Origin of the sequence: Achromobacter sp. HZ34 (assembly GCF_002209485.1) — a bacterium.
In the GTDB taxonomy this organism is placed as follows: domain Bacteria; phylum Pseudomonadota; class Gammaproteobacteria; order Burkholderiales; family Burkholderiaceae_B; genus Bordetella_C.
In genome coordinates, this window is sequence record NZ_NJIX01000001.1 from 1,546,265 (window position 1) to 1,559,572 (window position 13,308).

A 13,308-nucleotide genomic window follows, 5' to 3' on the forward strand; every position below is an offset into this window, starting at 1 on the left:
GTGAGCCCCACTCGCCCCACCGCCCGCAAGACGCTGGACCAACTGCGCAGCCAGCGCTGGTTCGCCAACGAGGAGATCCGCGGTTTCGCCCACCGCCAGCGCATGCAGCAGCAAGGCTTTGCCCGTGAAGCCTTTCTCGGCCGGCCCTGCATCGGCATCCTCAACACCTGGAGCGAACTGTCGCCCTGCCACGCGCATTTGCGCGAGCGCGCCGAATCGGTCAAGCGCGGCATCCTGCAAGCCGGCGGCTTCCCCTTCGAACTGCCAGCCATGAGCCTGGGCGAAGTGATGGTCAAGCCCACCACCATGATCTACCGCAACTTCCTCGCCATGGAGGCCGAGGAACTGATGCGCAGCCTGCCCCTGGATGGTGTGGTGCTGATGGGCGGCTGCGACAAGACCACGCCCGGCCTGGTGATGGGCGCGCTGTCCATGGACATCCCCGCCATCTATCTGCCCGCCGGTCCCCTGCTGGACGATCGCTACCGCGGCGAAGCCGTCGGCGCGGGCACCCATACGAAGAAGTTCTGGGCCGAATACGCCATCGGCAATATCGACCACGCCGAATGGGTGCGCCTGGAAGGCAGGATGGCGCGTTCGCCCGGCACCTGCAACACCATGGGCACGGCCAGCACCATGACCGCCATCGTCGAAGCCATGGGCCTGTCGCTGCCCGGCGCCATGGCCATACCGGCGGTCGACAGCGCCCATCCCCGCATGTCCTGGGCCTGTGGCCAGCGCATCGTGGACATGGTGTGGGACGACCTGAAACCCTCGCGCCTGGTCACGCGTGCCTCCTTCCACAATGCCATCGTCGCCTACATGGCCCTGGGCGGATCGACCAACGCCGCCGTGCATTTGCCGGCGATGGCCAACCGCGCGGGCATCGCGCTGACGCTGGACGAACTGGATGCCGTGGCGCGGCGCGTACCGGTGATCGTCGACCTCTATCCTTCGGGCAAAGGCCTGATGGAAGACTTCTACTACGCGGGCGGCCTGCCCGCCGTCCTCAAGCAGGTCCGCCAGCATCTGGACCTGGCCGCGCTCACCATCACGGGCCGCACGCTGGGCGAGGAACTGGACGCCTGGCCGGACGCCGACGAAGGGCCGGCGGCACAGGCGGCCCCCACCATCCGCGGTTGCGACGCGCCGTTGATCGCCGCCACGCCCGACTGTCCCGAAGCGGGCATGGCCCTGGCCGTGCTGCGCGGCAACCTGTGCCCGGACGGCGCCGTCATCAAGCCATCGGCGGCAAGCCCGCGCCTGCTGCGCCACACCGGACGCGCGCTGGTGTTCGACTCCAACGAGGAAATGCTGGCGGCGGTCGACGATCCCGATCTGGACGCCGACGAGAACACGGTGCTGGTCCTGCGCAACGCCGGGCCGGTGGGCGGCCCCGGCATGCCGGAGTGGGGCAACCTGCCCATCCCCAAGAAACTGCTGCGCCAGGGCGTGCGCGACATGGTCCGTATCTGCGACGGGCGTATGAGCGGCACGCACTACGGCACCTGCATCCTGCACGTGGCCCCCGAAGCGGCGGTGGGCGGCCCGCTGGCCTTGCTGCGCACGGGCGACCTGGTGCGCCTGGACATCGGCGAGCGGCGCCTCGACATGCTGGTCGCGGAGGAAGAACTTGTTATCCGCCGCCAGGCCTGGAGTGCCCCGCCGCAGCCTTACCTGCGCGGCTATACGCGCATCTATCAGGCGGAGGTCACGCAGGCAGACCAGGGCTGCGATTTCCGCTCGTTGGCGGGCACGGCGCCCACGCCGGAGCCACCGATTTTCTGACGGGGTTTCCGACGGGTAGGCGGCACGGCGCCGCGCATGCATCCGACGATCTACGGCACACGGCCATCGCGCTTCGGCATCTTTGTATCGGCTGGCCAGCCAGATTATCCTTGTATGTCCAATGACCGCCGTGCGTGCCTATGCCTTCTTTCGATTTCAGCCTGACCGACCGTCTGCCCTCCTACCCCGCCGGCGCCGGCCGGCTGCTGCTGGGCGCGCCGCCCTCGCATGGCCAGCCCCTGCTGCTTTTCGTGCATGGGGCGTATCACGGCGCATGGTGCTATGCCAACTACCTGAGTTACTTCGCCCGCCAGGACATCGCCTGCGCCGCGCTGGATATGCCCGGCCATGGTGGCCTGCCGCAGGATGCCAATTTCCTGCACGCAGGCATCCGCGACCTGGCCATTTCGGTACAGCGCGCCGCGGAAAGAATGGAAGGCCCGGTGGTGCTGGTCGGCCATAGCATGGGCGCGTTACCCGTGCTGGTCGCCGCCACGGAAATGGCGCGTGCGCCGGCCGGCATCGTCCTGCTGGCGCCCTCCCCGCCCGCCAACCTGCCCGGCGCCGCGGCCCTGCCGACCGTGCCCGAAGACGTGCTGCGCGCCCCGCCGGGCGACGATGAAATCCGCGCGCGCTTTGCCGGCTGTGCGGCGGACGTGGACGTCAGTGCCATCCGCCGGCGCCTGTGCGCCGAAAGCCCGCAGGTGCTCAACGACCGCTACGCCCTGCGCGTGGCCGTCAATCCCTTTGCCATGCGCAGCCAGGGCCTGTGCCTGGAGGCGGGACGCGATGACCCCGCGCGCCATCCGGCCGGGCAGGACCGCGCCATCGCCGATTTCTTCGGCTTCGAACACCAGGCGCTGGCCGACCAGCCGCACGCCATGATGTACGGGGAACAATGGGAAAGCAGCGCGGCAGTGTTGCTGGACTGGTATCAACGGACCTACGACAGGCGCCGGCGCGGCACACGCTGAAGCCTCTACACCTTTCGGATAGTACCTGCGGGCTGGCGACCGTCATGTCAGTGTCACCGGGCGGTCATAGCATCGTTGCACCCCCCAAACGATAAGCCACCCCCGAGAGGCAAAAACCCATGAATACCGCAACCGAGACCGCGGCGCTGCCGCCTTCTCACGGCGCAGCGCGTTCGCGCTTCGACCAGAAAACCGGTCCCGCCACCGTGATCGTCTTCATCGGCCTGCTGGCCATCGGCCTGTTCTACACGGGGCACAGCCTGTTCCGTGACATGGACAACTCGCATGCCAACTTCACCGCCTGGTTCTCCGTGGTGCTGCTGGGCCTGGCGCTGTTGATCGCGCTGGGCTTCGAATTCGTCAATGGCTTCCACGACACGGCCAATGCCGTGGCCACGGTCATCTACACCAACTCGCTCGCGCCCAACTTCGCGGTCATGTGGTCGGGCATATTCAACTTCCTGGGCGTGCTGCTGTCCAGCGGCGCGGTGGCCTTCGGCATCATCTCCCTGCTGCCGGTGGAACTGATCCTGCAAGTGGGCTCCAGCGCCGGCTTCGCCATGGTGTTCGCGCTGCTGATCGCCGCGATCCTGTGGAACCTGGCGACGTGGTGGCTGGGCCTGCCGGCGTCGTCCTCGCACACGCTGATCGGTTCCATCATTGGCGTGGGCGTGGCCAACGCCCTGATGAACGGCCGTGACGGCACCGCCGGCGTGGACTGGGCGCAAGCCAAGAGCGTAGGGGTCACCCTGCTGGTGTCGCCCATCGTCGGCTTCGTGTGCGCGGCGCTGCTGCTGGTCGTCCTGCGCGCCCTGGTCAAGAACCGCGAGCTGTACCAGGAACCCAAGGGCAATGCGCCGCCGCCCTGGTGGATCCGCGGCCTGCTGATCCTTACCTGCACCGGCGTGTCCTTCGCCCACGGTTCGAACGATGGCCAGAAAGGCATGGGCCTGATCATGCTGATCCTGGTGGGTACCGTGCCGCTGACCTATGGCCTGAATCGCGCCATGCCGGTCGACGAAATGAACCGCTTCGCCGCGGTGGCACAGGCCACGCAAGCGTCGCTGATCCGTTCGGCGCCCGCCGCCGCGCCGGCCGATCCGCGTGGCGCCCTTACCACCTTCATCCGCACCAATGAAGTGAACGGCGGCGTGATCCCGGCGCTGGCCGCGCTGACCGGCTCCATCGGCACCCAGGTGCGCCAATATGGCTCGCTGGCCGCGGTGCCGGCCGACGCCGTGGGCAACGTCCGCAACGACATGTACCTGGCGTCGGAAACCATCAACCGGATGAAGAAGAACAGCAGCATCACCCTGGACGACGAGACGAAGTCCAATCTGGATGCGTTCAAGCGCTCGCTCGATGACTCGACCAAATTCATTCCGCTGTGGGTGAAGGTGGCCGTGGCGATCGCCTTGGGCCTGGGCACCATGGTGGGCTGGAAGCGCATCGTCGTCACGGTCGGTGAAAAGATCGGCAAGACGCACCTGACCTATGCGCAGGGTGCTTCCGCCGAATTGGTGGCCATGGCGACGATCGGCGCCGCTGACGTCTATGGGCTGCCCGTCTCCACCACCCACGTGTTGTCGTCCGGTATCGCGGGCACCATGGCGGCCAATCGTTCCGGCCTGCAGTGGAGCACCCTGCGCAACCTGGCGCTGGCCTGGGTACTGACCTTGCCGGCCGCGATGCTGCTGGCGGGCGTGCTGTATTGGGCATTCCGGCACGTGTTCTAGGCGACACGCCACGCACGTGATGGGCCGCCACGCCATCCGCGTGGCGGCCCATTTCATTGATGAGGACGCTTGGCACCGACGCCCACCGATAAAGAATTTTTTGGCTTTGGGGGGCCCCCCAAAGCCGCATTTCCGGCCTATCGCCCCGGTGGCTAGCGTCGGGGCATTGCCCGCGGCCCGAGGACGGGTGACGCAGGCTTGCAGCTTGCGTGAGAGCTTGCAATGCCTATAATGCTGTATATATATACAGTAGCGATGCCACCATGGATGTTCTTACCAAACTCGAAGTCCTCGCGGATGCCGCCAAGTACGACGCGTCTTGCGCCAGCAGTGGTGCCCCCAAGCGCGATTCGATCGGCCGCGCGGGCCTGGGCGCGAGTACCGGCGCCGGCATCTGCCACAGCTTCACGCCCGACGGCCGCTGCGTCTCGCTGCTGAAGATACTGCTGACCAATTTCTGCCTGTACGACTGCCAGTACTGCATCAATCGCCGCTCCAGCAACGTGCCGCGTGCGCGCTTCGCACCGCGCGAAGTCGTCGACCTGACGCTGGACTTCTATCGCCGCAACTATATCGACGGCCTGTTTCTCAGCTCGGGCATCATCCGCAGCGCGGACTACACCATGGAGCAACTGGTGCAGGTGGCGCGCTCACTGCGTGAAGAACATTTGTTCCGCGGCTACATCCATCTGAAGACCATCCCTGACGCGGATCCCCGACTCATCGCCCAGGCCGGCCTGTATGCGGACCGCCTCAGCGTGAACATAGAGTTGCCCACCGAAGTCGGCCTGGTACGGCTGGCGCCGGAGAAAAGCAGCCACACCATCAAGCGCGCGATGGGATCGATACGGCTGGCGCAGGAAGAGGCCGAGGGCGTGGCACGCGACGATGCCAAACGCGGCGATGGCAGGGCAGCACGGAATGCGGCACACAGCGCAGCATCCGATGCGCCCCCCCACGCGGCACCTGCTGCACGCGAACCGTCGTCGGCCCGCGCACCCGCCGGGCAGAGCACCCAGATGATCGTGGGCGCCGATGACGCCAACGACCGTACCATCCTGCAGACCGCGCAAACCTTGTATGGCGCGTACAAGCTCAAGCGCGTCTATTACTCGGCCTTCAGCCCCATCCCCGACAGCCCGACCGCCCTGCCCGCCCAGGCGCCCCCGCTGATGCGCGAACACAGGCTCTATCAGGCGGATTTCCTGATGCGCGGCTATGGCTTCCAGGCGGAAGAGTTGTTCCAGGATGACGGCGACCTGCCCCTGGACATCGACCCCAAGCTGGGCTGGGCCCTGGCGCATCGCGATACGTTTCCGGTGGACCTGAACCGTGCTCCGCAGCGAATCATCGCGCGGGTGCCCGGCATCGGCATGCGCAACGCGGAGCGCATCGTGGAATTACGCCGGCTGCGTGCCGTGCGCTATCAGGACCTGATCCGCCTGCGCTGCGCCATGGACAAGGTCAAGCCTTTCGTGGTGGTGCGCGATTACCGGCCCGCGACGGCAGAGGCGCCGTCCGAGCAGTTGCGCCGGGCGCTGGCGCCGCCGCCGGAACAGTTGTCCTTGCTATGAGCACCCTAGGCGCGCATCGGCTGGAGATCGACGGCAGCTATGCAAGCTGGCGCGAACAGGCCCTGCGCGCCCTGGCCGCGCAGTGGCCACCGCAAGACGTCAGCTGGGTCGGCAAGGATAGCGCGACTCGCCACGGCGATACGCAGATGACGCTGGACGTTTTTGCACCTGGGGAGGCGCTTCGGGACGGCGCCGCTGCGAACGGCGCCACGCCCGGCGCCGACGCCTCGGACGGCGGCGACAGCGTTGGCAACTATGCTGGCAACGCTGGCGAAAACGGTGGCAACGACGGCCGTGCACCGAGCGATACCGCGCCCTTGGCCATCCGGGTATCGAAGACCTTCGCGGAACTGATGCAGGACGCCGCGCTGTACCGTTCACCGCAACGCTGGGACCACCTGTACCGAGCCCTGTGGCGCTGGCAGCATGACGATCGCGCCGTCGCCTCACCGGCCGATGAAGACGGCGCGCGGCTGTACGCCATGGCCAAGGCCGTGCGCCGCGCCAAGCACGACATGATCGCCTACGTCCGCTTCCACCGCCGCGCGGCGGACAGCGAACCCGAATACCTGGCCTGGTACGAGCCCGAGCACGACGTCCTGCCCTGGGCCGCCGACCACTTCGCCAAGCGCATGGGCGCCTCCACCTGGTGTATCGCCACACCGGCCGGCGCGGCGTTCTGGGATGGCATCGCCCTGCGCTTCTCCGATACGCCGATCGACGGCACGGCGCGGGCGGCCCTGGGCGCGGACGCGTCCGCCGATGACATCGAACCCTTGTGGCTGGCTTACTATCGCAGCATCTTCAACCCGGCCCGCTTGAACGAAAATGCGCTGCACCAGCACATGCCGGTGCGCTTCTGGAAGGGCCTGCCCGAAGCCAACCTCATTCCCGGCATGGTCGCCGAGGCCCGCAACGGCGCGCGCCGCGTGGGCCAGGCCCAGGCGGTCGGCGGCATGGGCGGCAAACCGGTGGCGGTGGATGCGCAGCGCGCCCAGCCGCAGCGCGATGCGCCGTCCTCGCTGGACCAGTGCCGGCGCTGCGACCTGTGGCGCAATGCGACGCACGGCGTGCCGGGTAGCGGCCCGGCGTCGGCCCGCATCATGCTTATCGGCGAACAGCCGGGCGACCAGGAGGATCTGGCCGGCAAGGCTTTCGTCGGCCCCGCCGGACGCATCCTGAACGAAGCATTGGAACGCGCCGGCGTCGCGCGCGAGGACGTCTACCTGACCAACGCGGTGAAGCATTTCAAGTGGATCCCGCGCGGCAAGCGGCGCATGCACAAGACACCCGCCCAGCGCGAAGTGGACGCCTGTCTTTACTGGCTGGACCAGGAACTGGACCGCATACGCCCGCCGGTCATCGTCACCCTGGGCGCCACCGCGCTACGTGCCATGGTGCGACGGCCCATCCACATGCAGGATTACCTGGACCAGTCCGTCAAGCTGGGCGAAGCGTGGCTGGTCGCCACCTGGCATCCGTCCTACGCCTTGCGCGTCAACGATGAAGCCGAACGCGAAAGCGTCATCGCCGCCATCACCCAGGCCCTCGTGCGCGCACGCAAGTTGGCTTCGGCTTGATCGAGGGATGCCACCAGCAGGGTTTGACCGGAACCAGTAGAGCGCGTTTCAAATCCCGGAAGCACAGGCCTTCAGTGGCTGACGCCCGCGTCCGCCGTTTCCAATTTATCGTCGAGACCCTCCGGCTCACCCGCAGCCTGATCGATCAACCTGACACCGGGCCAGGCACCGTCTCGCGCCAGTTGGGAAGTTGTTTCCCGTAATGTCGCAGCCACACAGGCCGCCGCCGGCGACAACATGCTCGGCGGTGCAGTGAACAAATAATTGCGCCGACGCAGCCGTGCATCCGAGATGGCCAATGCTCGCCAATCCTGGTCCGCGTACCTTTCCAACTGCAGCGCGGACATCGGCTTGATCGTGGCCCCCATGCCACGCTGAACGCAGCTCATCAGCAAAGACAATGAATCGATTTCCGCCACTATCCTTGGCAGCAGATTCCGGCGCTCGAACTCAGTTGAAATGCGGCGTCGCAATCCATGCGTTCCGGTGGGCAGGATAAGCGGCAAAGCAGCGACCTCTTCCAGCACCAGACTGTCGCGATCGGAGGAAATCAGCGCGCTACTGCGAGGCAGGAGCACGAATAGTTCCTCTTCCAGCAAGGGCACTGAAGGCAGGTCTGATGCGGCATCCGGACTGAACAGAATTGCCATTTCCAGCTGTCCCACGCGCAGCATCTGTGCAAGATGACCGCTCATGCCCTCCACCACGTTCAGCATGATGTTGGGATAGCGGTCCCGCACGAGCTCCATCAATGGCACGCCAATAGCGAGCACCGTTGTCGCGGGCAGGCCCAACGACACCATGCCGTGGACATCCGTGCTCTCGCGCCGCGCGATAGAGACGGCCTGATCCATCTGCCGCACGATGAACCGCGCATGGTGATATAGCGCCAGTCCGCTGTCGGTGGGTGTCACCCCTCTGGAAGAGCGCGTCAGCAACTGCATGCCAACCTCACCTTCCAATTTAGCCAGTTGTTGGCTCAAGGCCGGCTGCGCAATGAACAGCTGGCGCGAGGCTTTCGCCATGCTTCCGCTTTCCACGATCTGAATGAAATAGCGCAGCTGCTTGAAATCCATGTTTTTCCGTCCCTCGATTCATGTCGACGACCACCATGCCTGGCTATACGGCGATCTTATACCCCATGTCGCAAAACGGTAATTCCGCGCAGGTCTCAATCTCAATAGACTGAGCGCCATTCGACATGCAGTCAGAAAAAGAAGGGGTCCGACCGGACCACCGAGTATGCAAAAAAATAATTCAGGAGACGCCGCTTTGAACACCACATTCTTCAACCCGCACCTGGCGGCCAGACAACGTGTCCTTACGGCCGTGCTGGCAGGCACGGCGCTACTGGCCGGCATGGTGCCCGGCCCTGCCGAAGCCGCGGACGCCCCCTATCCCAACCACCCCGTCACACTAGTGGTTCCCTACCCCGCCGGCGGCTCGGGTGACGTATTGGCCCGCATCCTGGCCGACGGCCTGGGCAGCCGCTACAAGCGGGCCGTCGTCGTCGAGAACCGCAGCGGCGTAGGTGGTCACATCGGCGCTGAATATGCCCTGCGCCAGCCACACGATGGCTACACGCTGATATTGGCGACCATCGCGCACAATAGTGCCTACGCCATGTATGGCAAGCTTCACTACAACCCACCCAAGGACTTGGTACCCGTCGCCCTGTTCGCGGAGTCCCCGAATGTACTGATGGTGCCTGCCACCTCGCCATACAAGTCCGTGCAGGACATCCTGGCCGCCGCCCGCGCACACCCTGGCAAACTGAACTACGCATCAGCTGGCGTGGGCTCGGGCACGCACATGGCAGCCGAACTCTTCAAGTATTTGGCGAAGGTCGACATCACGGGCATCCCGTTCCGGGGTGGCGCACCGGCCATGACCGCCTTGATGAGCGGCGACGTGGATCTGGACTTCGAGACCGGTGCCACCGCCAACCAGGCCATCGCTTCGGGCAAAGTGCGCGCCTTGGCCGTGACCAGTGCCCAGCCATCCCCTTCCTTTCCTGGCTTGCCCACGGTCGCAGCCAATGGCGTACCGGACTATTCGATGACGCTCTCCTACACGATCTCGGTCGCCAATGGCGTGCCGCAACAGATCATCGACAAACTGAATGCCGACATCAACGACATTGTCAAGTCTCCGGAATACGCCAAGCGACTGAACGCCGCCGGCATGGAGGCGGTTGTCTCCACGCCGGCCTCGGCCCGTGAACGTAACGAGCGCGAGGCGGTGGAATGGACCAAGGTCATCCAGGCAGCGCACATCCAACTCGATTGACGCGCGTTCATGCGCGCCGCCCTTCGGCGAGCACGAACGACCTTTGAACCGCCGCGCTGACGCAACCGCTACACCAGGATTGATAACCATCATGGATGCACAACAAAAGCTCGGAAATTGTCAGTTGCTGATCGACGGCCAGTGGGTCGATGGCGACAGGCAACTCCCTGTTCTCAACAAATACACCCAGGCTACGTGCGCCACTTACCACCTGCCCACCCAGGCTCAGGTAAATGCCGCCGTCGCCAGCGCCCAGGCAGCCTTCCAGGGGCAGACACTGACACCGTATGACCGCGGCGTAATTCTGGACCGAGCCGCAGCTATTTTGCACCGCCGTACCGAGGATCTTATCCAGGCCTTGATCGAGGAAGTGGGATTCACCCGATCCGACGCCCAGGGGGAAATCAGCCGCTGCATTCAGACCTTCCGCCTGTCAGCCGAGGAAGCACGCAATTTGACAGGGGAGATGGTGCCCGTTGCTGGCGCGCCCGCGCAGGCGGGGCGCCTGGGATTCACGCTGCGCGTCCCCTTGGGCGTAGTGTGCGCCATCACGCCGTTCAATGCCCCCTTGAACACCGTCGCCCACAAGGTGGCGCCGGGCTTGGCCGCGGGCAACGCAGTGGTACTCAAGCCCTCTGCTCATACCCCCACGGCAGCCGTCATCATGGCTAAAGCCCTGATCGAAGCGGGCCTGCCCTCTGGATTGCTTGCCGTCCTGCATGGCGGTGCCGAGGTGGCCCAATGGTTGCTCGAAAACCAGGACATCCATTTCTACGCCTTTACTGGCAGCACCGAGGTCGGTCGCCATATCCAGCGAAGCGCGGGGCTGCGGCGCACCCAGATGGAGCTGGGCAGCATCGCTTTCACCATCCTCGCTGAAGATGCCGATCTCGACCGTGCACTGCCGAAGGTAATCAATGCAGCCTACCGCAAAGCGGGTCAGGTATGCACCTCGGTGCAGCTACTGCTGGTACATCGCAGCATTCAACGCCAGGTTGAAGAACGCCTGGCGGCCGCGGTCAGCACCCTGCGGTACGGCGATCCCGCCCACGCCGATACCATTGTCGGCCCCGTCATCAGCGAGGGCGCGGCCGAGCGTATTGATGCCTGGATCCAGGAAGCGGTCAGCCGCGGTGCTCGCCTGCTCGCGGGCGGACGGCGGCAGGGCGCTGTCGTGCCCCCGACACTGCTGACAGATCTGAGTTCGGACATGTGCCTGTCGTGCCGGGAAGTATTCGGCCCGGTCATGTCCATCGAGCCCTTCGACACGCTCGACGGCGCAATTTCCCGTGTCAATGCCACGCCGTTCGGCCTTGCCACGGGCCTGTTCACCAACCGTATCGACCAGGCGCTGGATGCTGCCCGCCGCCTGCAGGTGGGTGGCGTACATATCAACGAGACCTCCAGTTCACGCGTTGACGTAATGCCCTACGGGGGTTCGAAGGCCAGCGGATTCGGCCGCGAAGGCCCGCACTACGCCGTGCGCGAAATGAGCGAAGAGCGCATGGTCACCGTCGTCGCCTGAAGCGGCGCGGCGCCATAGACCAGCGCGGATCACAGTCATACCAATCAGGAGAAAGATGTGTCCAAGAGCATGAAAGGCGGTGAGCTCATTGCCGAGTATCTCGTCCAGGAAAAAGTTCCCTATGTCTTCGGCATCTGCGGACATGGCAATGTGGGCATCCTCGATGCTTTGCATGACGTGAAGGATAAGGTGAAACTGATTTCACCCCGACATGAGCAGTGCGCCGGCCATATGGCCGACGCTTATTACCGGGTAAAGCATCGGCCTGTCGCCACGTTGACCTCGACCGGACCCGGCTCGGCCAATATGGTGATGTCGTTGGCGACAGCGCTGGCGGATTCGTCGGCCTTCATGGCCATTACCGCCAATGTGCCAACCTCGCAGCACAATCGCGCCCCCTTCCAGGAACTGTATGCGCACAACCAGGCGGACTTCGCTTCCGTGCTGCGCCCGGTCGTCAAGCGGTCGTTCCAACCCACGCGCGTGGACATGTTGCCGCTCGCTTTGCGTCAGGCGATGGACACGATGGTCAGCGGCCGTCCCGGTCCGGTGAACCTGGACATTCCCTACAACGTATTCCAGGAAGAAGCGGAGATTGAACTACCTCCCGCTTCCATACTGGACCAGCGCCCTCGCCCGGGTGCATCCGAGGCCGACATCAAGGCGGTGCTGGACCTGTTGGCCAAAGCGCGCAAGCCTGTATTTTTCATTGGCCATGGCGCAACGCTTGCCGAAGCCGGCCCCGAACTGACCGAAGTCTCGCAGCGTCTCGGCCTGCCGGTGATCACGTCACCCAACGGCATGGGTTGCGTGCCCATGCAGGACCCGCTGGCCTTGGGTTTCATCGGCCGCAATGGCGCTTATCCAGCCAACCAGGCCGGGCGCCACGCCGACCTGGTCATCACGGTGGGCACTCGCTTCGACGACCGATCGTCTTCCACGTGGACGCCAGGATATTCCTGGAATTTTCCAAAGACGCTCCTGGTGCACGTAGACATCGATCCCAACGAGCTTGGCCGCAACTATCCGCCCACGTTGGGGATCGTCGCCGACGCCAAGGTCTTCATGCAGCAACTGCTGAACGGAATCGAGCAGCACAAGGACATCGAACGCGCTCACTACGGCGCCTGGCGCGAGGAAGTAGCCGGGTGGCAGGCAGAGTGGGAGGCACACGTCGGCCCCAACTTCGAGGATTCCACCAGTCCCTTGCGGCCGGAGTTCGTTGTGCGCGCGGCGCAGGACATGCTGCCCGACGACGTCATCCTTGCTCTGGACTCCGGTGTCCACCATAACTGGTTCATGCAGTTCTGGAAGGCCAGGCGGCCCCAGAGCATGCTCAATAGCTGGGGCTATTCTTCCATGGGATTCGGCGTGTGCGGGGCGCTCGGCGCACAGCTCGCGGCGCCGGATCGCCCCGTCGTGGCGGTGGTCGGCGACGGCGGTTTCACCATGACTCCCTATGTGCTGTGCACGGCGGTCGAATACAACCTGCCGGTGGTCTGGATCATTTGGAACAACTTCGCGTGGGGTGCGATCCGCGACCTCCAGTATGGCTTGTTCGATGGCCGCGAAATCGGCACGGCCTTCTACAATGGACAAACAGGCCAGCCCTACAACCCGGACTTCGCGGCCTGGGCACGTGCTTGCGGCGCCGACGGCATGACGGTGAAGCGCCCTCAAGACCTGCGTGGCGCGATCGAACAGGCGCTGCGCAATCGCCGTCCGTGCGTGATCGATGTGCACGTGGACGCCAACATACGTCCTCCTTCCACCGGTACCTGGCAATTGCCGCCGCTGAAGCGCCCCGAGCCCGCCTTCGGCAAGCCCTATATCGCCTGAAGC

General features: G+C 65.0%; 9 protein-coding genes. 8 read left to right on the forward strand and 1 reads right to left on the reverse strand.

Going from position 1 to position 13,308, the window contains the following annotated elements; all coding sequences use genetic code 11:
* The 5 genes from araD (at position 1) to CEY05_RS06595 (ending at position 7,652) form a co-directional block, all read left to right on the forward strand.
* Positions 1-1,788, forward strand: a complete 1,788-nt coding sequence (araD, locus tag CEY05_RS06575; protein ID WP_088601223.1) for an L-arabinonate dehydratase — start codon at positions 1-3, stop codon at positions 1,786-1,788.
* Between the two features lie 140 nt (positions 1,789-1,928).
* Complete coding sequence (locus tag CEY05_RS06580) at positions 1,929-2,762, forward strand: alpha/beta hydrolase (RefSeq protein ID WP_088601224.1); 834 nt, start codon at positions 1,929-1,931, stop codon at positions 2,760-2,762.
* A 119-nt stretch (positions 2,763-2,881) separates the two neighbouring features.
* Positions 2,882-4,498 carry an inorganic phosphate transporter gene (locus CEY05_RS06585; RefSeq protein WP_088601225.1) on the forward strand — a complete coding sequence of 539 codons (1,617 nt, stop codon included), beginning with the start codon at positions 2,882-2,884 and terminating at the stop codon, positions 4,496-4,498.
* 263 nt (positions 4,499-4,761) lie between these two features.
* The gene (locus CEY05_RS06590) at positions 4,762-6,072 is read left to right on the forward strand and encodes a putative DNA modification/repair radical SAM protein (RefSeq protein WP_088601226.1); all 1,311 of its coding nucleotides are present in this window, start codon (positions 4,762-4,764) and stop codon (positions 6,070-6,072) included.
* On the forward strand, positions 6,069-7,652 hold the full coding sequence (locus CEY05_RS06595; RefSeq protein ID WP_088601227.1) for a UdgX family uracil-DNA binding protein: 1,584 nt from the start codon (positions 6,069-6,071) through the stop codon (positions 7,650-7,652). The genes CEY05_RS06590 and CEY05_RS06595 overlap by 4 nt, the downstream gene beginning before the upstream one ends.
* Positions 7,653-7,723: 71 nt before the next feature.
* Here CEY05_RS06595 and CEY05_RS06600 read toward each other — a convergent pair whose 3' ends face one another.
* Entirely contained in the window at positions 7,724-8,728 is a 1,005-nt protein-coding gene (locus CEY05_RS06600; protein ID WP_088601228.1) for a LysR substrate-binding domain-containing protein, read from the reverse strand.
* 196 nt (positions 8,729-8,924) lie between these two features.
* On the opposite strand from CEY05_RS06600, the gene CEY05_RS06605 reads away from it, so the two are divergent.
* The 3 genes from CEY05_RS06605 (at position 8,925) to CEY05_RS06615 (ending at position 13,305) form a co-directional block, all read left to right on the forward strand.
* On the forward strand, positions 8,925-9,941 hold the full coding sequence (locus CEY05_RS06605; RefSeq protein ID WP_158219265.1) for a tripartite tricarboxylate transporter substrate binding protein: 1,017 nt from the start codon (positions 8,925-8,927) through the stop codon (positions 9,939-9,941).
* A 91-nt stretch (positions 9,942-10,032) separates the two neighbouring features.
* The gene (locus CEY05_RS06610; protein ID WP_088601230.1) at positions 10,033-11,466 is read left to right on the forward strand and encodes an aldehyde dehydrogenase family protein; all 1,434 of its coding nucleotides are present in this window, start codon (positions 10,033-10,035) and stop codon (positions 11,464-11,466) included.
* Positions 11,467-11,523: 57 nt separating this feature from the next.
* Complete coding sequence (locus tag CEY05_RS06615; RefSeq protein WP_233161383.1) at positions 11,524-13,305, forward strand: thiamine pyrophosphate-binding protein; 1,782 nt, start codon at positions 11,524-11,526, stop codon at positions 13,303-13,305.
* The last annotated feature ends 3 nt before the right edge of the window (positions 13,306-13,308 follow it).